The sequence below is a fragment of the Kocuria rhizosphaerae genome (assembly GCF_044462265.1).
Lineage (GTDB): Bacteria > Actinomycetota > Actinomycetes > Actinomycetales > Micrococcaceae > Kocuria > Kocuria rhizosphaerae.
Genome location: NZ_JBISWL010000018.1, coordinates 18,038 through 39,622, shown reverse-complemented (window position 1 = coordinate 39,622; position 21,585 = coordinate 18,038). Strand labels below are relative to the sequence as shown.

The 21,585-nt window shown below is 72.9% G+C and carries 21 protein-coding genes; 12 read left to right on the top strand and 9 right to left on the bottom strand.

The window, feature by feature from the left end:
• Positions 1-3 precede the first annotated feature (3 nt).
• The 5 genes from ACH9EU_RS02080 to ACH9EU_RS02060 form a co-directional block, all read right to left on the bottom strand.
• Positions 4-1,485 carry an aldehyde dehydrogenase gene (locus ACH9EU_RS02080; RefSeq protein ID WP_396412274.1) on the bottom strand — a complete coding sequence of 494 codons (1,482 nt, stop codon included), beginning with the start codon at positions 1,483-1,485 and terminating at the stop codon, positions 4-6.
• Entirely contained in the window at positions 1,478-2,227 is a 750-nt protein-coding gene (locus ACH9EU_RS02075) for an alpha/beta fold hydrolase (protein ID WP_396412273.1), read from the bottom strand. The genes ACH9EU_RS02080 and ACH9EU_RS02075 overlap by 8 nt, the downstream gene beginning before the upstream one ends.
• 2 nt (positions 2,228-2,229) lie before the next feature.
• Positions 2,230-2,781 (bottom strand): amino acid synthesis family protein, encoded by a 552-nt coding sequence (locus ACH9EU_RS02070; RefSeq protein ID WP_396412272.1) that lies wholly within the window; start codon positions 2,779-2,781, stop codon positions 2,230-2,232.
• Positions 2,778-3,395: an amino acid synthesis family protein gene (locus ACH9EU_RS02065; protein ID WP_396412271.1), complete on the bottom strand. Its 618-nt coding sequence runs from the start codon at positions 3,393-3,395 to the stop codon at positions 2,778-2,780. The genes ACH9EU_RS02070 and ACH9EU_RS02065 overlap by 4 nt, the downstream gene beginning before the upstream one ends.
• Positions 3,396-3,525: 130 nt before the next feature.
• Complete coding sequence (locus tag ACH9EU_RS02060) at positions 3,526-4,212, bottom strand: FCD domain-containing protein (protein WP_396412270.1); 687 nt, start codon at positions 4,210-4,212, stop codon at positions 3,526-3,528.
• Between the two features lie 140 nt (positions 4,213-4,352).
• Between ACH9EU_RS02060 and ACH9EU_RS02055 the strand changes: the two genes are divergently transcribed.
• The 3 genes from ACH9EU_RS02055 (at position 4,353) to ACH9EU_RS02045 (ending at position 7,717) form a co-directional block, all read left to right on the top strand.
• Positions 4,353-5,297, top strand: a complete 945-nt coding sequence (locus ACH9EU_RS02055) for a flavin reductase (RefSeq protein ID WP_396412269.1) — start codon at positions 4,353-4,355, stop codon at positions 5,295-5,297.
• Positions 5,298-5,502: 205 nt separating this feature from the next.
• Positions 5,503-7,137 carry a BCCT family transporter gene (locus ACH9EU_RS02050; protein ID WP_396412268.1) on the top strand — a complete coding sequence of 545 codons (1,635 nt, stop codon included), beginning with the start codon at positions 5,503-5,505 and terminating at the stop codon, positions 7,135-7,137.
• Between the two features lie 151 nt (positions 7,138-7,288).
• Positions 7,289-7,717 carry a riboflavin kinase gene (locus tag ACH9EU_RS02045; protein WP_396412267.1) on the top strand — a complete coding sequence of 143 codons (429 nt, stop codon included), beginning with the start codon at positions 7,289-7,291 and terminating at the stop codon, positions 7,715-7,717.
• Between the two features lie 34 nt (positions 7,718-7,751).
• On the opposite strand, the gene ACH9EU_RS02040 is transcribed toward ACH9EU_RS02045, so the two are convergent.
• Positions 7,752-8,981 (bottom strand): FG-GAP-like repeat-containing protein, encoded by a 1,230-nt coding sequence (locus tag ACH9EU_RS02040; protein WP_396412266.1) that lies wholly within the window; start codon positions 8,979-8,981, stop codon positions 7,752-7,754.
• 146 nt (positions 8,982-9,127) lie between these two features.
• Between ACH9EU_RS02040 and ACH9EU_RS02035 the strand changes: the two genes are divergently transcribed.
• The 3 genes from ACH9EU_RS02035 to ACH9EU_RS02025 all read left to right on the top strand — a co-directional run bounded on the left by ACH9EU_RS02035 (position 9,128) and on the right by ACH9EU_RS02025 (position 12,072).
• Positions 9,128-9,628 carry an OsmC family protein gene (locus ACH9EU_RS02035; protein WP_396412265.1) on the top strand — a complete coding sequence of 167 codons (501 nt, stop codon included), beginning with the start codon at positions 9,128-9,130 and terminating at the stop codon, positions 9,626-9,628.
• 93 nt (positions 9,629-9,721) lie between these two features.
• Positions 9,722-10,663: an alpha/beta fold hydrolase gene (locus tag ACH9EU_RS02030; protein WP_396412264.1), complete on the top strand. Its 942-nt coding sequence runs from the start codon at positions 9,722-9,724 to the stop codon at positions 10,661-10,663.
• Between the two features lie 77 nt (positions 10,664-10,740).
• Complete coding sequence (locus tag ACH9EU_RS02025) at positions 10,741-12,072, top strand: carboxylesterase family protein (RefSeq protein WP_396412263.1); 1,332 nt, start codon at positions 10,741-10,743, stop codon at positions 12,070-12,072.
• 11 nt (positions 12,073-12,083) lie between these two features.
• Here ACH9EU_RS02025 and ACH9EU_RS02020 read toward each other — a convergent pair whose 3' ends face one another.
• On the bottom strand, positions 12,084-13,088 hold the full coding sequence (locus ACH9EU_RS02020; RefSeq protein WP_396412262.1) for a winged helix-turn-helix transcriptional regulator: 1,005 nt from the start codon (positions 13,086-13,088) through the stop codon (positions 12,084-12,086).
• Positions 13,089-13,337: 249 nt separating this feature from the next.
• On the opposite strand from ACH9EU_RS02020, the gene ACH9EU_RS02015 reads away from it, so the two are divergent.
• The 4 genes from ACH9EU_RS02015 (at position 13,338) to ACH9EU_RS02000 (ending at position 17,427) form a co-directional block, all read left to right on the top strand.
• Positions 13,338-14,093, top strand: coding sequence for a DUF5058 family protein (locus tag ACH9EU_RS02015; protein WP_396412261.1), 756 nt, complete (start codon positions 13,338-13,340; stop codon positions 14,091-14,093).
• Between the two features lie 31 nt (positions 14,094-14,124).
• Positions 14,125-14,871 (top strand): hypothetical protein, encoded by a 747-nt coding sequence (locus ACH9EU_RS02010; protein WP_396412260.1) that lies wholly within the window; start codon positions 14,125-14,127, stop codon positions 14,869-14,871.
• 76 nt (positions 14,872-14,947) lie between these two features.
• Positions 14,948-16,177 carry an amidohydrolase gene (locus tag ACH9EU_RS02005; protein WP_396412259.1) on the top strand — a complete coding sequence of 410 codons (1,230 nt, stop codon included), beginning with the start codon at positions 14,948-14,950 and terminating at the stop codon, positions 16,175-16,177.
• A gap of 110 nt (positions 16,178-16,287) precedes the next feature.
• Positions 16,288-17,427: an MBL fold metallo-hydrolase gene (locus tag ACH9EU_RS02000; RefSeq protein WP_396412258.1), complete on the top strand. Its 1,140-nt coding sequence runs from the start codon at positions 16,288-16,290 to the stop codon at positions 17,425-17,427.
• Between the two features lie 51 nt (positions 17,428-17,478).
• Here the strand turns inward: ACH9EU_RS02000 and ACH9EU_RS01995 are convergent, their stop codons facing one another.
• Positions 17,479-18,513 (bottom strand): EamA family transporter, encoded by a 1,035-nt coding sequence (locus tag ACH9EU_RS01995; RefSeq protein ID WP_396412257.1) that lies wholly within the window; start codon positions 18,511-18,513, stop codon positions 17,479-17,481.
• A 205-nt stretch (positions 18,514-18,718) separates the two neighbouring features.
• Here ACH9EU_RS01995 and ACH9EU_RS01990 point away from each other — a divergent pair, with 205 nt between their 5' ends.
• Both ACH9EU_RS01990 and ACH9EU_RS01985 read left to right on the top strand, forming a co-directional pair.
• The gene (locus ACH9EU_RS01990; RefSeq protein ID WP_396412256.1) at positions 18,719-19,759 is read left to right on the top strand and encodes a DUF808 domain-containing protein; all 1,041 of its coding nucleotides are present in this window, start codon (positions 18,719-18,721) and stop codon (positions 19,757-19,759) included.
• A gap of 116 nt (positions 19,760-19,875) precedes the next feature.
• On the top strand, positions 19,876-20,523 hold the full coding sequence (locus ACH9EU_RS01985; RefSeq protein WP_396412255.1) for a hypothetical protein: 648 nt from the start codon (positions 19,876-19,878) through the stop codon (positions 20,521-20,523).
• Between the two features lie 18 nt (positions 20,524-20,541).
• Here ACH9EU_RS01985 and ACH9EU_RS01980 read toward each other — a convergent pair whose 3' ends face one another.
• Entirely contained in the window at positions 20,542-21,570 is a 1,029-nt protein-coding gene (locus tag ACH9EU_RS01980; RefSeq protein ID WP_396412254.1) for a substrate-binding domain-containing protein, read from the bottom strand.
• Positions 21,571-21,585: the final 15 nt, after the last annotated feature.

The following is a 21,585-nucleotide window of genomic DNA, read 5'->3' as shown; positions in this document are numbered from 1 at the left end:
CCCTCAGCTGCGCATGACGAAGGGGTCGGCGACCGGACCCTCGTCGGTGTTGATCCACACGCTCTTGAGGCGGGTGTACTCGTTCATGGACTCCAGGCCGTGCTCGATGCCCACGCCGCTGTTCTTGAAGCCCTGGCGCGGGGACATGGGGGACATGGCCCGGTAGGTGTTGACCCACACCGTGCCGGCGTCGAGGCGCCGGGCCATCCGGTGGGCCCGGGCCAGGTTCTGGGTCCACACCCCGGCGGCCAGTCCGTACTCGGTGTCGTTGGCCAGGCCGAGGACCTCGTCCTCGGTGTCGAAGGGCATGATCGCGGCCACGGGCCCGAAGATCTCCTCGCGGGTCACGCGCATGCAGTTGTTCACGCCCGTGAGCACGGTCGGGGCGTAGAAGTAGCCCGGGAGCCCGACGTCGGGCCGGCCGCCGCCGGTGAGGACGGTGGCGCCCTCCGAGACCCCGAGCTCCACGTAGGAGTTCACCTTCGCCTGCTGGTCGGCGAAGGCCAGCGGCCCCAGCTCGGTGGTCTCGAGCAGGGGGTCGCCGATCGCGATGCTGCGCGCCCGTTCGGCGACCTTCTCCAGCAGCTCATCGTAGACCGAGCGGTGGGCGAACACGCGGCTGCCGGCGATGCAGGTCTGTCCCGCGGCGGCGAAGATGCCGGCGATGACGCCCATGGCGGCGTTGGAGACGTCGGCGTCCTCGAACACGATGTTCGGGCTCTTGCCGCCCAGCTCCAGGGTGCAGCCGATGAAGCGGGAGGCTGCGGAGGCGGCGATCGCGGAGCCGGTGGCCGTGGACCCGGTGAAGGAGATCTTCGCGAGGCCCGGGTGCGCCACCAGGGGGGCGCCGGCCTCGGTGCCGTAGCCGGTGACGACGTTGACGACCCCGTCGGGGAACCCGGCCTCCGTGGCGAGCTCGGCCAGGCGCAGGACCGTGCGCGAGGTGTACTCCGAGGGCTTGATCACCAGGGTGTTGCCGGCGGCCAGGGCCGGCGCCAGCTTGGAGGTCGTCAGGGTCAGCGGCGAGTTCCAGGGAGTGATGGCACCCACGACGCCCAGCGGCTCCCGTTGGGTGTAGTTGAGCATCTGCACGGAACTGGTGGGGATCTGGCTGCCCTGGACCTTGTCGGCGAGCCCGGCGTAGTAGTACAGGTACTCCGGCAGGGTCGTCAGCTGCCCGCGCATCTCGCGCAGCAGCTTGCCGTTGTCCAGGGACTCCATCCGGGCCAGTTCCTCGGCGTGCTCCCCGACCAGGTCGCCCAGGCGCCGCAGCAGGTGCCCGCGCCGGGTGGGGGACAGGTCCCGCCACAGGGGGTGGTGGAAGGCGTGGTCGGCGGCGGCCACGGCGGCGTCGACGTCGGCGCCCGTGCCGCGTGCCGCGGAGTAGAGGACCTCCAGGGTGGCGGGGTTGGTGCTCTCGAAGTGGGCGCCCTCGATCGGGGCGACGAATGCTCCGTTGATGAAGTGGTCGTAGCGCTCAGGCATGGTCTTCTCGGTCCGATTCCTCGATGAAGTGGTGGATGGTGCGGGCCAGCTCGTCGGGTTGCTCCACGGGGAGCATGTGCCGGGCGCCGGGGACGACGACGGCGTGCGCGCCGGGGATCGCCGCCGCGAGCCGGCCGGTCATCTCCGGGGTGGAGCCGGGGTCCAGCTCACCGGTCACCGCCAGGGACGGCACCGTGATGCGGCCCAGCTCGGGGCCGATCTCGGCGTCGGCGGTGGCGAAGACCTCGTAGGCGTGCAGGTAGGACTCCACGGCGTTGGCCAGCAGGGTCGTGCGCGTTCCGGCCACCGTCCCGGGGTCCACCCCGCTGCCGGCGGGGTACCAGCGCCGGATCGAGGCCTCGACGCTCCCGGGGAAGTCCTCCCGGGCGCTGTCCAGCCGGGCGGCCACGGAGGCCGTCTCCTCGGGGGTGCGCCGGCACACGGAGCTGACGCTGGTCAGGGTGGCGACGAGCTCCGGGCGGTGGCGGGCCAGGTGCTGGGCGATGAGCGCGCCCAGGGAGAACCCCACGAGGTGGGCCCGCCCGGGCAGGCGGTCGGCGACGTCCTCGGCCAGCTCGGTCAGGGAGACCGGACGGGTCAGGGGCGGCCGGTCGCCGTGACCGGGCAGGTCCAGGGCCACGACCGGGCGGCCGGTCCGGGCGAGCGCCGCGCGGAGGGGCTCCCACATGGTGCGGTCCAGCCCCACGCCGTGGAGCAGGACGATCGGCAGGGGCTGGGCCACGGTCACTGCTCGGTGCTCAGCGGGGCGAGCCGCTGCTGCGGGCGCCCCTGGGCGGCCGCCGCCAGGGCGATCACGATCTCCCCGGGGTGGGGGGCGTCGGCGAGGCGGACCTCGATGCTCTGGTGGTGGGAGCGGATGGTGGCGTCCGTGATGTGCTTGAGCGGGATGTCGAAGACGACCCCGGCGGGCCCGCGCTTCTCCACCGCCGGCAGCAGCGTCGTGGCCGAGGCCGCCCGGCGGAAGTGGTCGCCGAACTTCAGGGTGTGGATCAGTGCCGAGCCGTGCTCGATCTCCCCGTCCAGGCCCACGACGGCCGCCTTGCCGTAGGCCTCCACGGGGGCGCCGAGGGCCTCGACCACCCGGGCCGCCAGCAGGGCGCCGACCTCGGAGGCGGTGGCCTCGATGCCCGGGGCGAGGTCCTCGACGAAGCCCTGCCCGTCCCACGGGTTGGCGATGATGGCGGCGACCACGGCCACGCGGGCCGCGGGCTCGACGGGGCGGCCGCCCTCGGTGACGGTCTCTTCGACGAGGGTGATGATCTTGCGGGGGCTCATGCGGAGGCTCCTTCGAGGACGGCGGAGGTGACGGCGGGATCGGTGGCCCGGTCCCCGATGCGGGGGTGCGGGCGGGGTCCGGTGGAGGCGGCGACGACGACGACGATCTCGTCGGCGCGCGGCCCGTCGTTCACCCGGGTGGTGATGGCCTGGTAGTGGCTGCGGGTGGCGGCGTGGGTCTTGTGCCACATGGGCACGACGAGGGGCTGACCCGCCTCGGCGCGGTCGTCGGCGAAGCAGATGATGGAGGAGCCCTCGAGGAACTCCCGCACCAGGTTGCCGAAGTACGGGGTGTGGATCAGCGCGCCGGCGTGCTCGATCTCCCCGGCGGTTCCCACGATCGCGGCCTTGCCGAAGGCCTCGACCTGCTCGGGTCCGCCCAGGCTCTCCAGCAGGCGCTCGGTCAGCACGCGCGCCAGCTGCGGAGCCAGGTGCTCGGTGGCCGGGGAGAGGTCCGTGTCAGGGCCGGTTCCGGCCCACGGGTTGGCCACGACGGCGGCGACCGTGGCGCGCACGGCCGGCGCGGCCGGGGCCCGGCCGTTCTCCAGGAGGATCTCCTCCTGGTAGTGGACGATCTTGCGGATGCCGGCGTTACCGGCAGAGCGGTCCGTCATGGTCCTCACCGATCTCCCACCATGTGGGGCGTGCGGGTGAGGTGCGGCACGACCGCGGAGACGAGCTCCAGGTTGCGCATAGTGTGGTCCTTTCGCGCCGGCCCGGGGCCGGCAGTCGGTGAGGCGATGGTCAGGCGTGGAGGGGGCCGCCGGCCGTGCGGGAGTCGGTGAGGACCTCCCGGGCCGAGGCGTAGACGTGGTTGCGCATGGCGGCCTCGGCGCCGAAGTGGTCCTTGTTCCGGATCATGTCCAGCACCACTCGGTGCTCGCTCGTGGAGGCCTTGATGCGTCCCGGGTGCTCGGCCGTGCGCAGGACCAGGCGGTGGTAGGCCAGCTGGTTCATCAGCCGGTCGTAGTGCTCGACCAGCTTGGAGTTGTCCGCTCCGTTGATGATCGTGCGGTGGAACTCGTGGACCAGTTCCGCGTACCGGGTGGCGTCCTGGTCGGCCGCGGCCTGGTCCGACTCGGCGATGTTGCGCTCGAGCACCTCGAGCTCGGGCACCGGGCCGCGGCGGGCGAGCAGGCCCGCGGCCAGACCCTCCAGGCCCTCCTTGAGCTGGAAGAGCTCGACGATCTCCCGGCGGGTGGGTTCCCGCACGAAGGTGCCGACCTTGGGCCGGATCTCCACGAGGCCCTCGTGCTGGAGCTGCTTGAGGGTCTCGCGGATGGGCGTGCGGCTGACCTCGAACTCCTGGGCCAGGAAGACCTCGGACAGCGGAGCGCCCGGGGGGAACTGCCCGCCGAGCACCAGCTGCCGGACCCGGTCCAGCAGCGACACCTCGGCGGCTTCTTCCACGCCATTCGTCATCTGTTGCATGCATCACACAGTAGATGTTGCATGCATGACCGTCAAGAGGGCGGGTGGCGGTGATGCACCGAAGCCTCAAGTTCCCCGCGATGTTCGGGATCATGGGGGTCTATTGACCTTGACGTGTGATGTGGATTACGGTCTGTGCCATGCAACAGCTTCTCGAAGAAACTCTCACCACCGCCTGGCGGTCCGCCTGGGACCGCGGGGAGGTCGCGGCGCTGGACGCCGTCGTCGCCCCTGACTACGTCCGGGTGAGCCGTGCCAGCGGGCAGACGGCGACCCTGGCACAGCTGCAGGAGGAGATCCTGGCGGTCCGCGCCGGCTTCCCCGACCTGACCACGACCATCGACTCGGTGGTCACCCAGGAGGACACCGCCGCGATCTTCTGGACCACCACCGGGACCCACACCGAGACCTTCCTCGGGGTTCCGCCCACCGGACGCCGGGTCCAGACCCGCGGGTGCAACCACGTGACCCTGGTGGACGGACGGATCACCCGGGAGGAGGTGACCTGGGACGGCTCCGAGCTGCTGCACAGCCTCGGCGTCCGCCACCTCAGCGACGCCCAGGCTCCGGCCGGCGAGGTCGTCCTGGACGACCTCTCGGGCGAGCCGGACCCGCAGGTCATGAAGACGTTCAACCGGCAGTTCATCACCGGTGTCACCGTGGTGACCACCCAGGAGGACGGGGTGCCCAAGGGCCTGGCGGTGAACTCCTACGCCTCGGTGTCCCTGGAGCCGCCGCTGGTGATGGTCTGCATCCAGAAGACCTCCTCCACCTACCCGGCCCTGTTCGCGGCCACCCACCTGGGGATCAACATCCTGGGCACCGAGCAGCGCGAGACCATCGCCACCTTCGCCTCCAAGGCGACCGACAAGTTCGCCGCGGTCGACTGGCACCCGGCGCCCCACGGCAGCCCGCTGATCGACGGGTCACCGGCCTCGCTGGAGGCCGAGATCCGCGAGCGGTTCCAGGCCAGGACCCACACCGTCTTCATCTGCCGCGTCCGCCACGCGGAGGTGACCGAGGCCACCCCCATCATCTACAAGGCCGGCCGGTTCTACGACAGCGACGACCTCACCCAGCTCTAGCGCACCCCCGGCCGTCGAGGCCGCCCCCGGGTGGCGTGCCCGGGTCCCATCCTCAGCGGATGCCGTCCGGCACCGCTCGCACAGATCCTCCCCGAGGCAACCACCTCCAGAAGAAACGGAGCCCACCATGTCCCAGGACTTCCTTGCGGACGGCCCCACAGGTCATCGGCCGAAGCCCGGCACGGACCGCAGATCCAGGAACCCGGTGTTCTGGGTGTCGGTCTCGCTCATCGTCGTGTTCATCGCCCTCGCCGGTTTCTTCCCGACCCGGATGGGCGAGGTCTCCACGGCGGCCCTGAACTGGGTGACGGAGACCACCGGCTGGTCCATGCTGCTCATCCCGCTGGGCCTCATGGGGCTGCTGCTCTTCCTCGCGTTCACCAAGTACGGGACCATCCGGCTCGGCCCGGACGACTCCCGGCCCGAGTACCCCACCTATGCCTGGATCGCCATGCTGCTGGGCGCGGTGATGGGCATCGGGCTGATCACCTACGGCGTGGCCGAGCCGGTCTCGCACCTGCTCACCCCGCCCCACGACCTCGCCGAGCCCGGCAGCCAGGACGCCGTCGTGGAAGCGCTGCGCTTCACGTTCCTGGACTGGGGCCTGCACGCGTGGGCGGTCTTCGCGATCTTCGGCCTGGCCATCGGGTACTCCACCCACCGCCTCGGCAACAAGGGCCTCGTCTCCCCGGTCCTGCGGCCGCTGATCGGCCGGCACGCCGACGGCGTGGTCGGCAAGACCGTGGACGTCCTGGTGATCCTCTCCACCCTGTTCGGCACCACGACCTCCCTCGGCCTGGGCGCCAGCCAGATCGGCCACGGGCTCAGCCAGGTCACCGGCGCCACACTGACGAGCATGCCCGTCCAGGTGGGCATCATCGCCGTGATCACCGTGATCTTCACGCTGTCCGCCATGAGCGGGGTCAGCCGGGGCATCCGCTACCTGAGCCAGACCACCATGGTCATCGCGGCCGCCCTGCTGATCTTCGTGCTGATCGCCGGGCCCACGACCTACCTCATCAATGTCTTCTTCCGCTCCCTCGGCGGCTACGTCGGCGGCTTCCTCGAGATCAGCCTGATGCTGCCCACCGACGCCGACGAGCTGGCCTGGATGCAGTGGTGGACCTACTTCATGATGGCGTGGTGGATCAGCTGGGGCGCCTTCGTGGGCGTGTTCCTGGCCCGGATTTCCCGGGGCCGCACGATCCGCCAGTTCGTGGCCGTGGTCCTCGGCGTGCCGACCGTGGTGTTCTCCGCGTGGTTCACCGTCATGGGCGGCAGCGCGATGTTCATGGACATGAACCGCGGAGCCGGGATCGGCGAGGCCGCGGCGCAGGACGTCAACACGGCGTTCTTCGGCCTGCTGGACCAGCTCCCGCTCACCCTGCTGACCTCCGTGGTGGCCATCGTGCTGGTCGTGCTCTACTTCGTCACCGGCGCGGACTCCAACACCTACGTGCTGGCCGTGATCTCCAGCGACGGCGAGCTCAACCCCAAGCGCTCGGTGCTGGCCGTCTGGGGCATCCTCACCGGTGCCATGGCCGCGGTCCTGCTCTACGCCGGAGGCCTGCAGGCGCTCCAGACGGCGGTGATCCTCTCCGCCGCGCCGTTCATCTTCGTGATCCTCGCCCTGGCGGTGGCGGTCGTGATGCACCTGCGCCGCGATCCGCTGATCTCCCCGTTCCCCGGCGTGCACGACGGCTCCGCGACCGGCCCTGACCACGGACGGCGGGCCGCGCGGCGCAACGGCGAGGAGCCCGGCGACTCCGACGGGCCGGGCCACGGCGGCACCGTCCTGGAAGCCCGAACGCCCCCTCTCGCCGCGGTCGAGCGCGGCTGACCGGCCGCCCCACGCCGGCTCCCGGCACGACGCCGGGAACCCGCGCGGGTGCCCGGTCCCGGCCACGGAGTCCCGTGGCCGGGACCGTCCGCCTGCGCAGTGCCCCCGGGCCGGCCCCGGAACCCTGCACGAGCTCAGGAAGGATCTCTCCATGACCGTGATCGAAGGCGTCGTCGAGCACGGGGACGCCCGGGGCAGGACCCTCGGGTTCCCCACCGCGAACCTCGCCCTCCCCGGCGGCGTGGCGGAGGACGGTGTGTGGGCCGCTCAGGTCCGGATCGACTCGGGGGAGCGGGTCCTCGCGGCGGTGTCCGTCGGCCGGCGCAGGACCTTCTACGCCGATGAGGGCCACCGGCTGCTCGAGGCCCACCTCCTCGACGTGGACGGCGACCTCTACGGGCGCACGATGCGGGTCGAGCTCGGCACCAGGCTGCGGGGCCAGCAGAGCTTCCCCTCCGTCCACGCCTTGACGGAGCAGCTGCACCGCGACGTCGAGGCCACCCGCGCTTGGGCCGCCGCCCACTGCCCGTGGCTCCTGACCGCCCCGGTGCCGAGGACCTCGGAGCGGGCGCTCGTGTGACCCCGCTGGGACCGCCGACGTCCGGTCCCGCGGCCTAGAGCAGACGGGTGTGCAGCAGCGAGTGGCCGAAGCCGACGATGTCGTCGCGGCCGTCGCCGTTGAGGTCGCCGAGCAGACGCGGGTACCGGTCCGGGGTCCAGCCGCCGTTGTACCCGAACTCGGTCGTCGTCAGGGAGTGGTTGACCAGGACGTTGTCGTCGCCGTAGGCCACGAACGTGCCGGGGTCGCCGAAACCGACCACGTCCTGGATCCCGTCGCCGTCGAGGTCGGCGAGGGTCCGCGGGTGCCGGTCCACCCGCCACCCCTGGGCCGCGCCGAAGTCGGCGAGCTCCAGGGTGACCGGGAGGAACTTCGGCTCACCCGGGGCGAAGGCGCGGGAGTAGGCGGCGAGCACCCCGCGCTCGCCGAAGCCGATGACGTCCGCCCGGCCGTCGCCGTTGACGTCCCCGACCGCGCGCGGGTGCCGGTCGACCCGCCAGCCCTGGGCGACGCCGAAGTCGCGGATCTCCCGCACCGCAGCGGTGAAGGTGTTGTCCGCCCGCCCGTAGGAGACCCAGGTGCCGCCGTAGCCGAAGCCCACGACGTCGTCGATCCCGTCGCCGTCGACGTCGGCCAGCTGACGGGGGTGCTGGTCGGTGCGCCAGCCCTGGTTCCAGCCGAAGTCGGGGATCTTCAGGGCCGGAGCGGTGAAGGTGTTGTCCGCCCGCCCATAGGCCACGAAGACCCCGGCGTTGCCGAAGCCGACGATGTCCTCGATGGCGTCGCCGTTGACGTCGGCGACCTCGCGCAGGTGGCGTTCGACCATCCATCCCTGGGCCCAGCCGAAGTCGTCCACCTTCTGCGCCGGGGCGGTGAACGACCCGTCGGCGCGGTGGTAGGAGATCTGCACTCCCTTGGTGCCGAAGCCGAGCAGATCGTCCCGGCCGTCGCCGTTGACGTCCCCGGTCGTGCGCGGGCTCTGGCCGCCGGCCCACCCCTGGTCGGTGCCGTACTCGGCGATGGCCAGGACCGGGGCGGTGAATGTGCCGTCGCCCCGCCCGTGGGCCGTGAAGGTGCCGGCGTCCCCGAAGCCCACGATGTCGGCGCGGGAGTCCGCGTCCAGATCGGCCAGCTGGCGCACGTGCATCCCCACCCGCCAGCCGTTGGTGTAGGTGAAGTACGGCTGGGTGGCGGCCTGGGCCGGTCCGGCCACGCCGATCCCCGTGGCGGCCAGGACGGCGGTCGAGGCGCCGGTGAGCACCCGCGATCTCAGTGACAGTTTCATGACCGGTCTCCCCAGACTCCGCACGACCCTTGTGGAGAGCAATTCTCCTCCTGGATCGGGGAGAACCCTAGTCACGGTTGGGAGTCGGGCCGAGGCGGCACGTCAGCGGCCGGGCACGGCGGGCGCGACGTTGGCATGATGGGCCCATGAGTGAAACCCCGGACCCCACGCCGCGCTCCGTCGAGCTGACCCGCACCGCCACCGGCCGCTACACCGCCCGCAACGCGGCCGGAGCCGAGATAGAGTTCGGGCGCGAGGAGGGACTGCTCACCCCGGTGGAGCTGCTGCTGGCGGCCATCGCCGGCTGCTCGGCCATCGACGTGGACGTCGCGACCTCCCGCAGCTCCGAGCCCTCGGAGTTCCGCGTGGCGGCCACCGGGCGCAAGGTGGTCGAGCAGAACGGCGCGAACCGCATGGACGACCTGCACCTGTCGTTCCGGCTGTCCTTCCCCGACGACGCCGGAGGGCGCAAGGCGGCCGGCATGGTCGAGCGCCTCGTCGCCCTCTCCCACGACAAGTACTGCACGGTCTCGCGGACGGTGGAGCACGGAGTCCCCGTGGGGCACGACGTCACCGTCGGCGTCGACGGTGAGGCGGATGGTGAGGCGGGCGGCGCCGCGGAAGGCGCCGCGGACGGCGCCCGGTAGGAACCGGGTCGGGACACCCCGGGCCCTCGCGGTCCGGAGCGCGTCGCCGGCCACGGGAGCCCGGCCCAGGAACCGACCACGGGAGGAGCGGCCGTGATCCGCACCGTCAGCTTCGACTCCGGCGGGACGTCGTGCACCGCACGGCTGTACCGGCCCGCCGGCGATGACCCGCGCCCGTGCGTGGTGATGGGTCACGGCTTCACGGGCACCCAGGACCAGCTGACCCCTCAGGCGGAGCTCTTCGCCGAGCAGGGTCTGGCGGTGCTGACCTTCGACTACCGGCACTTCGGTGCCAGCGGCGGGCACCCCCGGCAGGTCGTCGACGTCGGGGAGCAGCTCGAGGACTGGCGGGCGGCCGTGGACCTCGCCCGTCGGCTGCCGGAGGTCGACCCGGAGGCCCTCGCCCTGTGGGGCTCCTCGTTCTCCGGCGGCCACGTGCTGCGCCTGGCCGCCGAGGACCCCGCGATCCGGGCGGTCGTGGTGCAGGTCCCCGAGTTCGGGATGGGCGCCGGGAGCGTGGCCGACGAGATCCGCGCCAAGCGGCAGCGCAAGGGCGTTCCGCTGCGGACGATCCTGGGTGTGGGGACACGGCTCTTGGGGGCTGCCGTGCGGGACGAGGTGCGTGCCCGCCGCGGCCGCCCGCCCCACCTGCTGCCGGTCTTCGCGCCTCCGGGCGGGATCGGGGCGGTGATCGACCCGCGGCACCAGCGGTTCCTCGCCCGGGCCGAGGAGACCGGACCGACGTGGCGCAACGAGTTCGCGGCCCGGCTCTTCCTCCACCCGCCGAGGTACCGGGCGGGCACGGCCGAACGGGTCGCCGTCCCCCTGCTGGTCTGCGTGGCCGAGCACGACACCGAGACGAATCCCCGGGCGGCCGCGGAGATCGCCCGGGCCGCGCCCCGCGGTGGGACGCTGAGCTACCCGGTGGGGCACTTCGACCTCTACGAGGACCCGTGGCAGCAGCGGGTGACGGAGGACCAGTCCCGGTTCCTGCGCCGCCACCTGACGGCCGGCCCGGCAGGCCCTGCCTCCTGAGCGCGCGGTGGCACCGTTCGCGCACGAGCCGTCCGCTCCTCCCCGGGCGCGCCCCGGACGATCTGGTAGAAGGGAGCATGACCACCACGACGCTCGCGTTCGCTCCGCCCTGCGGCCCCGTGCGCGGATGGCCGGACGGCGAGGTCCTCCGCGCCACCGGCATCCCGTACGCGAGGGCCGACCGATTCGCGGCGCCCGTCCCGGCGGAGGACTGGACGGAGCCGTTGGACGCGACCGATCCGGCACCGGCCTGCCCCCAGGTGCGGTCGATGTTCCTGGGCCGGATCCTGGGCGACGCCCTGGCCGGTCTCCCGCGGGACGAGCACTGCCAGCGGCTCTCGGTGACCCTCCCGGGGGACGTGGAACCCGGCGAGTCGCTGCCCGTGATGGTCTGGATCCACGGCGGCTCCTACGTCACCGGGGCCGGCGACGCCCCGATCATGGACCCGAAGCCGCTCGTGGCCGAGCAGCGCGTCGTCGTCGTGACCGTCACCTACCGGCTGGGACTGTTCGGCTACCTCGGCTCCGGGCACCACCGCCCGGCCAACCTGGGGCTGCTCGACCAGCTCGAGGCGCTGCGCTGGGTGCGGCGCAACATCGCCGCCTTCGGCGGGGACCCCGACCGGGTCACCGCCTTCGGCCAGTCCGCCGGGGCCGACGCCGTCGCCCACCTCATGGCGACCCCCGGCGCGGAGACACTGTTCCGCCGGGCCATTCTGCAGAGCCCCCCGCTGGGCATCTCGCGCGGCCGGCAGCGGATGAACGCCGCCATGGCCCGCGCGGCCGAGGTCGTGACCGCAGGCCTGCCCGCCGAGGAGGTCGTGGCCCTGCAGGCCGAGGTCGAGCGGCACGGCGCCTCCTTCGGGCTGATGGGGGCGATGCCGTTCGGCACCCAGTACGGGCACCACCCGCTGCCCGCGGAGGAGGAGGTCGACGAGGCCTGGGACCGGGTGGCCCCGCACATCGACGTCCTCATCGGCCGCACCGCCGAGGAGGCGCGGTTCTTCCTGCCGACGGCGCCCGTCCTGCACCGGTGGACCCGCGCCCCGCTGATCGGCCCGCTGATCCGCCGGGCCGTCGTGGGCTGGGTGACCTCGGCGGTCTACTCGCGGGCCGTCCGGCGGTTCGCCCGGCGGCACGCCCGCGCCGGCGGGACGGCGCACACCTACGTGCTCTCCTGGGCCGCTCCGGGCAACCCGTACGGGGCCGCCCACACGATCGACCTCCCGCTGCTGTTCGGCGACGAGCGGGCCTGGGCGTCGACCGCTCTCGTGGCCGGCGCGTCCTGGGCAGAGATCCAGGCCCACGGCCGCCGGGTCCGCCGGCTGTGGGCGGACTTCGCCCGCGGCGAGGAGCTCGACGACGACGGGCACATCCCCGGCGTGCTGCGCCACCGCCGCGCGCAGTAGCCGCCGGGGCGTCAGGGCGCCGGCGGGCGGCCGGCCACCACCTCGCCGGTCGCCGTGGAGTCCTCGGCCAGCATCCACCCCATGCGCTTGTGCGTGCGGACCCCGACGTCGGACTCCACCACCTGGACCCCCGGCGCGGCGGACTGCAGCCCGGCCTCGACGTCGAGGATGTCCCCGGGGGTGCGCAGCCAGAGCAGGAACGTGAGGTTGGTGTCGCCCGTGGTGGAGGCGCACAGCCGCAGCGTCCGGAAGGAGCGCAGGTAGTGCACGGCCGCCTCCAGCTGGGCCGGGGGCACCCGGACGTACCACTGGCAGGGGACGGGGTATCCGGAGTGCTGCTGCGCGAGCTCGCAGCGGAGGGCGATCAGGCCCGTCTCGAGGGCCTGGCGCAGGTGCCGGGCGGCCGTGGTCGGGTGCGTGCCCGTCGCCGCCGCGATCTCGGCCGCGGTGGCCCGTCCGTCGCGCTGGAGCACGGCCGTCAGCTCCGACAGGTGCGGAGGGGTGGCCCCGGGCGGGCGGAGGACCTCGGAGCGCAGGGCGGCCACGCGCCGCTGCTGCTCGGGGGTCAGGACGTCCAGGCGCCAGTTGTTGCCGATCGCGTACAGCCGCGTGACCACCGTGACCTGGGTCCGCTGGATCGCCGGATCGGCCCGCACCAGCGGCAGCACCTCCTGGGTCATCTGCTGCCAGGTGCTGGTGAGCACGGTCAGGCGGACGTCCCAGGCGCGCGCCGACTCCTCCACGGTGGCGATGTCGGGGACGGTGCACAGCCGTTCCAGCACCTCGGGGCGACGGCCGGGCCGGCACTCGAGGCTGATGAAGGTGGCGATGCCCTGGGTCCCGGTGGCGCCGATGTGGCCGGTGACCCAGACGCGGCCGTCGGCCCGGAGCCGCTCCCAGCGCGCGGCGAGCGTGGTGGGGTGACGGCCGAGGGTAGCGCCCAGCTGCGACCACGTGGCCCGCGGCGCGATCTGCAGGGCGTGCACGAGCTCGAGGTCCTCGACGGGGAGTTCCATGCTGGATCCTTCGGTTGGAGAAGCGCTGTATGCAGTATGTCAAAGTTTTTCTCGCACAGTGACTGAGGTCACCTCAGTCTCGGAAGTGACGCAGGCCACCGAGGGGCGACCCCGGGGCCGTGCCCGGTGCGGGGGAGGGGACTCCCGCCGTGCCGGACGGACCCCGTCGCGACGCCCCTGTCGGCGCGCGGACGCGTCCTGGCCCTGCGGACCTCTGCTGTGTCCGCCCGACCCGATCTGGGAGTTCTCATGAATCTGCGCACCGTCGTCGACGGCGCTTCCACCGACATCCTGTCCGTGGCACAACTGCCCGTGCTGTGGATCTGCGCCCTCGGTGTCTTCGCCGTCATCATCGTCCAGACCGTCATCTACATCCGGGCCGCCCGGGTGGCGGCCCCGGCCGCCGGGATGCAGCCGGGAGAGCTCAGGACCTCCTTCCGCGCCGGGGCGGTCTCGGCGATCGGCCCGTCCCTGGCCGTGGCCCTCGTGGCCGTGGCGCTGCTGGCCGTCTTCGGTACTCCGGCCGTGCTGATGCGGATCGGGCTGATCGGGTCGGTGTCCTTCGAGACCGGTGCCGCCAGCATCGCCGCCGGCACCATGGGCGCCGACCTGGGCGGCCCGACCTACACGCAGGGCGTGTTCGCGGTGGCGTTCATGGCCATGAGCCTCGGCGGGGCGATGTGGATGATCGCCACGCTGGTCCTCACGCCGCTGCTCAAGCGCGGTGACGTCAACCTGCGCAAGGTCAACCCCGCCGTGATGACGGTCGTCCCGGGGGCGGCTCTGCTCGCGGCGTTCTTCGCCCTGGGTCTCGGGGAGCTGCCGAAGTCCGGCAACCACGTGGTGGCCTTCCTCGCCTCGTCGGCCGCGATGGCCGTGTGCCTGGGGTTCGCCAAGGCGCTGCGGGCCCAGTGGATCCGCGAGTGGGCGCTGGGCGTCGCCATCCTGACCGCCCTGGTCGTCACCTATCTCACCGTCGGCGCCGGCCTGTTCCCCGCCGCCTGACCCGCCGCCGAGACCAACGAAGGATCTTGCCATGAGCTCTGTGCACACTTCCGCTCCCGCACTGCGGGACTTCGACACGACCACGGCCCGGTGGGGCCGGCTGACCATGATCGCCGGGCTGTTCTTCGCCCTGGCCGGACCGGCGTACCTGGTCCTGTTCAGCGGCCTGGACGTGGACCAGGCCAGGATCTGGACCGCCCTGCTGGCCATCGCCGGCACCTTCGGGGTCCTGTGGATCGTGGAACCGCTGACCTACTACCCGATCCTGGGCCAGGCCTCGATGTACCAGGCCTTCATGATCGGGAACATCTCCAACAAGCTGCTGCCCTCGGCGCTGATCGCCCAGGCCGCCATCGGCGCCAGGCCCGGCACCCGCCGCGGGGAGCTGGCGGCCGTGATGGCCATCGGCGGCGCGGCCGTGGTCCACCTCGTCTCGCTGCTGATCTTCGTCGGCCTCCTCGGGACGTGGCTGCTCAGCGTCGTCCCGGCCGAGGTCGTGGCCGTGGTCCAGACCTACATCCTGCCCTCGGTGCTGGGCGCGGTGCTCGTGCAGGCGATCGTCTCCCAGTGGAACCTGCGCATGACGATCATCGCCGGTGCCGTCTCCGCGGCGGTCGTGTTCGTCCTCGTGCCCGCCATCCCCTCGCTGCTCTTCTTCGGGACCGCCATTGCGGTGATCAGCACCGCCGTGCTGGCATGGTTCCTGCGCGACAGGAACGCCACCGTCGCCCCCGCCGAGGCCGCCCCGGCACGCGAGAAGGAGACGGTGGGCGACTGAGGCGCCGTCGCGAACCCGTTCCACCACCGCACCGCCGACCCGCCGCTCCCGATCCGACGCTCCCGAGGAGAACCGCATGACCACCACCGCCACCGCCCCGCAGCTGACCGACGACGCGCGCGAGCAGATGCACGCGCTCTACCGGCACCTGCACGCGCATCCGGAGCTGTCGATGCAGGAGCACGCCACGGCGGCGCTGATCGAGGACGAGCTCACCGCCCTGGGGATCGAGCACTTCCGGTGCGGGGGCACCGGGGTGGTCGGGCTGCTGCGCAACGGGGACGGGCCCACGGTGGCCTTCCGCGCCGACACCGACGGGCTGCCCATCGCCGAGGACACCGGGGTGGACTACGCCAGCACGGCCACCGGGCTCCTGGAGGACGGCACCCCGGTGCCGCTGATGCACGGCTGTGGGCACGACACCCACGTGGCGGTGCTGCTGACGGTCGCGAAGCTGCTGGCCGGGGCCCGCGAGGCGTGGGCGGGGACCGTGGTGCTCGTCTTCCAGCCCGGGGAGGAGACCGCGGCCGGGGCGCAGGCCATGCTCGAGGACGGCCTGTGGGACAAGGCGCCGCTGCCGGAGGTCGTCTACGGCCAGCACGTGATGCCGGGCCTGGCCGGGACCGTCCAGTACTCGCCGGGGGACGCGATGGCGATGGCCGACTCGTGGAAGGTCGTCCTCCACGGCAAGGGCTCCCACGCCTCCCAGCCGCAGGACTCCACCGATCCGATCGTGCTGGGCGCGCACATCATCACCCGCATCCAGACCATCGTCTCCCGGGAGATCGACCCGCGCCGGGCCGCGGTGGTCACGGTCGGCACCTTCCACGGCGGCCTGAAGGAGAACATCATCCCGGCCGCGGCCGAGTTCACCCTCAACGTGCGCACCTTCGACCCGGCCGTGCGCGAGCAGGTCCTCGCCTCGCTGCGGCGGATCATCGCCGCGGAGGCCGCGGCCTCCGGGGCCCCGGAGCCCACGATCGAGCAGCTCTCGGTGTTCCCGCGCAACTACAACGACCCCGCGGCCACGGCGGACGTCGTCGGGGCCCTGCGGCAGGCGCTCGGGCAGGACCGTGTGGAGGAGGTCGAGCCGCTGATGGGCTCGGAGGACTTCGGGGCCCTGGGGGCGGCCATCGGGGTGCCCTCCGTGTTCTGGCTCTTCGGCGGCCACGACGCCGCGACCCTCGAGGGGGACGGGGCCGTGCCGATGAACCACTCCCCGTTCTTCGCCCCCGTCATCGAACCGACCCTGTCCACCGGGGTGCGGGCGGCCCTGACGGCCGTCCTGTCCCGCGTGGGGCGCTGAGGACGGCGGTGCGCGCCGATGGTGCGCACCGCCGTCACACTGGGGCCCTGACACGGCCGGGCCGCTAGTGTGACGTGGGTCTCGATGTCGTCCGGACCAAGGAGCTCACCATGTCCTCTCGCCCTCCTGCCCTGACCCGGCGCACCGTGCTCGGGGGACTGGCGGCCGCCGGAGCGGCTCCGCTGCTGGCGCCGGCCGCCGCTGCCGCCTCCGCGCCCGCGGCCCCGCTGCGCTCCGGCGCGCGGACCAAGATCGTCCTCCTCGGCACCAACGGCGGGCCCGGCTGGGGAACCACCGAGCCGCAGCGCCAGGGCATCGCCAGCGTCCTGGTCGTCGGCGACCGCTACTACCTCGTCGACACCGGCGAGGGCGTCGGCTTCCGCCTCATGGACGCGAAGCTCGGGAACTGGGAGGCGCGGGCCGCTCTGAGCGACCTGCGCGCGATCTTCCTCACCCACCTGCACTCGGACCACATCAACGACCTGTCGAACATCCTCAGCCTGGGCGCCTACAACGGCCTGGTGGCCGCGGACCGCCCGGTCCCGGTGTGGGGACCCGGCAACCGGGGGGTCCTCCCGCCGAAGACCGGGACCCACCCGATGCCCCCGATCACGGCTCCCGAGAATCCCACTCCGGGCACGGCGGAGATGGTCGACCTGCTCGTGCGGGCCTTCGCCACGGACTTCAACGACCGTGCCATCGACGGCGGCATGCCCGCTCCCCAGGACATGTTCGCCGGTCACGACATCCCTCTGCCGGAGCGGCTGGTCGACGACCCGAACGGCGACCCGCACCCGCGGATGAAGCCGGTGGTCTTCTACGAGGACGACCGGGTGAAGGTCTCGGCGACCCTGGTCCAGCACGCCCCGATCTTCCCGTCCTTCGCCTTCCGCTTCGACACCGAGGACGGCAGCGTCGTCTTCTCCGGCGACACCGGACCCAGCGAGAACCTCGTCCGGATGGCACGGGGGGCCGACGTGCTCGTGCACGAGGTGATCGCCACGGAGTGGGCGTCCCAGCGCTATCCGGAGCCCCGCAGCCCCGAGGACGAGGCCGCGTTCCAGCACCTCATCAAGTCGCACACGCCCGTGGAGGAGGTCGGCGCCGTCGCGGAGCGGGCCGGCGTCCCCACGCTCGTGCTCAACCACTTCGTGCCCGGCAGCTGGCCGGTCGAGAAGTGGCACGCGGCGCAGCAGGGCTATCGCGGAAGGCTCGTCATCGGAGCGGACCTGGACGAGATCGGTCTCTGAGCCCCGGACCGCCCCGGTCCACGGCCCGGATGTCGTGGACCGGGCTCGTGATCACCCGCCCGTGGTCCCGGCCGGTTCGCCGGCACGCGCGGCGGTGGCGAGGGCGTCGTCGTGGGGGGAGTGGAGCCCGTCGACGCCGACGTTGGTGGGGGCCACCGCCAGCACGACCAGGGCCGCGGCGATGACCGCCAGCCCGCTCCAGCCGACGGCGGTCAGGTGCTCGCCGACCACGACGACCGCGAGCACCGCCGCGACCGCCGGTTCGGTCAGGGTCAGGGTCGTCGCGGTGCTGGGGCGCACGCGGGCGAGCCCGACGCCGAACAGGAAGTAGCCCAGGAACATCGGCACGAGCGCCGTGTAGGCGGCGACGGCGAAGGCCTGGGCCGAGGCGAGCAGGGGAGCGCCGGTGACCAGGAGGACAGGCATCAGGAGCGCTCCGCCCGCGCCGAAGACCGCGCCCATCGAGGCCGCGCGCCCCACGCCGTGGCCCATGAGCCGGTGGACGACCCAGGAGTAGAGCGCGTAGGCGGCGCCGGCCACCAGGCCGAGCGCGATCCCGCCGGCGGTGGACGCGGGCGAGGTCTCCGGCGCCGCCGATGTCGACAGGCACAGCAGGACGCCGCCGAGGATGCCCAGGCCCGCGGCCAGCCGCCACCACCGGCTCAGCGGGAGGCGTTCGACGAGCCGTTCGAGGACGCCCGAGGCCAGGGGCGCGGAGGCCAGGGAGACGACCGTGCCGATCGCGACCCCGGCGAGGTGCATGGCGCTGTAGAACGCCAGCGGGTAGATCGCCACCGCGAGCGCCCCGAGCGCGACCAGCCCGGTGTGCGCCCGGAGCATCCGCCGCGAGCGGCGCAGGGACGGCAGGGCGATGGCCGCCTGCAGCAGCCCGCCGATGCCCAGCGCGGCCGCGCCGACGGCCAGCGGGCCGGCGTCCGGGGCGAAGGTCGCGGCCGTTCCCGTCGTGCCCCACAGGATCGAGGTGATCAGGATCGCGGTCATGCCCCACAGGGGGCGCGGCCGAGCGCCGGCCCCGGTGCCGCTCACGGGCCGGCGCCGGCCCTCGCTCTGCTGCCGTGTCGTCACGACGGACCTCCTCGTAGTCGGCCGGACCAGTCTGCCTGCTCCGGGGTGCGACGGGCGCCCTGGGAGCGCCGCCGGGACTTCACGTCCCGTCGCGGTACGGGGCGGCCCGTGGGCGGTGTGCGTGCCGCCCGGGGGTCTACTCTGTATCCATGCTGATCATCACCCCGGCCCCGCTCGCCGCGGCGGCCGCCCCGGAGGCCCTCCGATGAGCGGCGGCCTGATGGCCCTGCTGGACGACGTCGCCGCCCTGGCGCGGGTCACCGCCGCCTCCGTCGACGACATCGGCGCGGCCGCCGGCCGGGCGAGCATGAAGGCCGCGGGCGTCGTCGTCGACGACACCGCCGTGACCCCGCAGTACGTCCAGGGGATCTCCCCGGCGCGCGAGCTGCCCATCATCTGGCGCATCACCAAGGGCTCGCTGCGCAACAAGCTGCTCTTCATCCTCCCGGCGGCACTGCTGCTGAGCCAGTTCGCGCCCTGGCTGCTGACCCCGATCCTCATGATCGGCGGCAGCTACCTGTGCTTCGAGGGCGCCGAGAAGATCTGGTCCAAGCTCTCCGGCCACGGGGCCAAGACCAAGACGCCCGTGGTCGAGAAGGGCAAGGAGGCCGAGGACTCGATGGTCGGCGGGGCGGTGCGCACCGACCTGATCCTCTCGGCCGAGATCATGGTGATCTCCCTCAACGAGGTGGCCGCCGAGTCGCTGCTCTCGCGCGCCGCGATCCTGGTCGTCGTGGCACTGGGGATCACCGCCCTGGTCTACGGCGTGGTGGCCCTGATCATCCGCATGGACGACATCGGCCTGCACCTGGCCGAGCGGAGGTCCCCGGCCGCGCAGAGGCTCGGCCGGGGCCTGGTCAAGGGCATGCCCGGCCTGCTCGCCGTCATCTCGGTCGTGGGCACCGCGGCCATGCTGTGGGTGGGCGGGCACATCATCCTCGTCGGCCTCGACGAGATGGGCTGGCACACCCCCTACGACCTCGTGCACCACGCCGAGACCGCCGTGCACCACGCCGTGCCCGGTGCTCTCGGCGCGGCCCTCGCCTGGACCACCAACACCTTCTTCTCCGCGGTCCTGGGCGCGGTCTGGGGTGCGGTCCTGGTGCTCCTGTGGGAGCTGCTGCCCTTCCGCAAGGGCGAGCACGAGGCCGAGCACGTCTCTCCGGAGGCGCAGGAGGCGCACGCCGACGCCGAGCACCACGGCAAGCACGAGGCGCCGCCGCGCCGCCGCCGTCCCGAGGTCTGAGGGTCCCCCGCGTCACGGACGCGAAATTTGCGAGCGAAATTGCGGGGACCGTGGCCCGCCGGTCGCGCCGAACCTATCGTTGACAGTGGGGAGGCTCGAACCGAAGGGGCAAGGTCATGGACACCACCAACTCCACCACCGGGACACCCAGGGCGCGGAGCAGGAGCTCCGGTCTCGTGGTCCTGATCTCCGGCATTCTCATCATCATCGGTTCCGCAGGCAGCTCGGTCCTCGACGGGCTGTGGGTGGTCATGCTGATCGGCTTCCTGGGCATGGTCTACGGCATGCCAGGGGTCCACCACTACCAGGCGCCGGCCGACGGTGCGCTCGGGAAGTGGGGCGCCCAGCTCATCCGCTTCGGCGGAGCCGTGATCGTCCTGCTCGGGCTCGCCTTCCTCGTGTGGGAAGCCGTGGGCACCCCGCCCGAATCCGGTCCCGCCGCGGTGGACGTGGCGTGGATGGCAGGCTTCGCCGTCTTCGTGATCGGCGTGATCCTGTTCGCGATCGGGGTCGTCCGGGCCAAGGTGCTGCCGGTGGCCTCGGGCGTCCTCATGCTCGTCGGCCTGGTCGGGTCCCTCGTGGTGGACATGGCCACCGGTGCCTTCTTCGAGAGCGAGCCGGTGACCACCGAGTGGGGCTTCCTCATCGGCGTTCCCGTCTTCGGCCTCGGGCTCGCGTGGGCGGGCTACTCCGTGTGGAAGGGCGCCGGGGCCCGGTCCGGAACCGGACCAGCCGCCGTGGGAGGGGCGCCGCAGCCGGCGTGACCGGCGCCGCCCCGTCGCTCAGGGAGAGGGCGCCGGGCGGGCCGTGGACCGCCTCGGGATGAGCGTCGGCGGGGCCACCGTGAGCGTCTCCCCGAGCGTGCCCGTGCGCTGCTGGACCAGCAGCTCCACGGCGTGGGCGGCGATCCGGTCGAAGGGCACCCGCACCGTCGTCAGCGGCACCGGCAGGCGCGCGGAGACCGGGATGTCGTTGTAGCCCACCACCGACAGGTCCCGGGGCACGGAGAGCCCGGCGGCCTGGGCCGCGGCGAGCACGCCGATCGCGGTGTTGTCGTTCACGGCGAAGACCGCGGTCGGCCGGTCCGGGCCGCCCAGGAGGGGGCGCGCGACGATCTCGCCCGAGTCCATGCCGAAGGTCGACTCGTGCACGAGGTGCTCGACGTCGGCGATGCCCGCCTCGGCCATGGCGCGCCGGTAGCCGGCCTGTCGCGCCACGGCCGTGGAGGCGTAGGAGGGTCCGGCGACCAGGGCGATGTCCCGGTGGCCGAGGTCCAGGAGGTGGCGGGTGGCGAGGTAGCCGCCGAGCTCGTCGTCCCCGGTGGCCGAGGGGCTGACGTGGTCGGTGCGCAGGGCCAGCACGTGCGGGACCTGGCGTGCCCGCAGCTCGGCGGTGAACGGGTCCTCCAGCCGCGCGGTCGTCAGGATGAGCCCGTCCACGCGCTGGCGCAGCAGGGTCTCGGCGGCGGCCTGCTCGGCCTCGGGGTCGTCCTCGGTCGTGGCGACCATCGCGAAGCCGGACCGGCGGGCGCACGCCCGGGCGACCTCCTCGAAGAAGACCGCCATCACGGTGTCCGAGAGCCGGGGCACGAGCACCCCGACGGTGCCCGTGTGCTGGCGGCGCAGGCCGGACGCGAAGGCGTCGCGCTGGTAGCCCAGCTGCGCGGCCGCCGCGCGGACGCGCTCGGCCGACGGCGACGTCGAGGGAGGGTGCCGGTCGTCGAGGACCCTGGAGACCGTGGAGATGCTCACGCCGGCGACCCGGGCCACGTCGCGGATCGTCACGTTGCGGGGGACCGTGCGCTCAGCCATCCCGGTGCTCACCCA

Coding starts and splice junctions, on each gene's coding strand:
- ACH9EU_RS02080 (WP_396412274.1), bottom strand. CDS start 1,485: ATGCCTGAGCGCTACGACCACTTCATCAACGGAGCATTCGTCGCCCCG.
- ACH9EU_RS02070 (WP_396412272.1), bottom strand. CDS start 2,781: ATGAGCCCCCGCAAGATCATCACCCTCGTCGAAGAGACCGTCACCGAG.
- ACH9EU_RS02065 (WP_396412271.1), bottom strand. CDS start 3,395: ATGACGGACCGCTCTGCCGGTAACGCCGGCATCCGCAAGATCGTCCAC.
- ACH9EU_RS02060 (WP_396412270.1), bottom strand. CDS start 4,212: ATGCAACAGATGACGAATGGCGTGGAAGAAGCCGCCGAGGTGTCGCTG.
- ACH9EU_RS02055 (WP_396412269.1), top strand. CDS start 4,353: ATGCAACAGCTTCTCGAAGAAACTCTCACCACCGCCTGGCGGTCCGCC.
- ACH9EU_RS02045 (WP_396412267.1), top strand. CDS start 7,289: ATGACCGTGATCGAAGGCGTCGTCGAGCACGGGGACGCCCGGGGCAGG.
- ACH9EU_RS02040 (WP_396412266.1), bottom strand. CDS start 8,981: ATGAAACTGTCACTGAGATCGCGGGTGCTCACCGGCGCCTCGACCGCC.
- ACH9EU_RS02035 (WP_396412265.1), top strand. CDS start 9,128: ATGAGTGAAACCCCGGACCCCACGCCGCGCTCCGTCGAGCTGACCCGC.
- ACH9EU_RS02025 (WP_396412263.1), top strand. CDS start 10,741: ATGACCACCACGACGCTCGCGTTCGCTCCGCCCTGCGGCCCCGTGCGC.
- ACH9EU_RS02020 (WP_396412262.1), bottom strand. CDS start 13,088: ATGGAACTCCCCGTCGAGGACCTCGAGCTCGTGCACGCCCTGCAGATC.
- ACH9EU_RS02015 (WP_396412261.1), top strand. CDS start 13,338: ATGAATCTGCGCACCGTCGTCGACGGCGCTTCCACCGACATCCTGTCC.
- ACH9EU_RS02010 (WP_396412260.1), top strand. CDS start 14,125: ATGAGCTCTGTGCACACTTCCGCTCCCGCACTGCGGGACTTCGACACG.
- ACH9EU_RS02005 (WP_396412259.1), top strand. CDS start 14,948: ATGACCACCACCGCCACCGCCCCGCAGCTGACCGACGACGCGCGCGAG.
- ACH9EU_RS02000 (WP_396412258.1), top strand. CDS start 16,288: ATGTCCTCTCGCCCTCCTGCCCTGACCCGGCGCACCGTGCTCGGGGGA.
- ACH9EU_RS01990 (WP_396412256.1), top strand. CDS start 18,719: ATGAGCGGCGGCCTGATGGCCCTGCTGGACGACGTCGCCGCCCTGGCG.
- ACH9EU_RS01985 (WP_396412255.1), top strand. CDS start 19,876: ATGGACACCACCAACTCCACCACCGGGACACCCAGGGCGCGGAGCAGG.
- ACH9EU_RS01980 (WP_396412254.1), bottom strand. CDS start 21,570: ATGGCTGAGCGCACGGTCCCCCGCAACGTGACGATCCGCGACGTGGCC.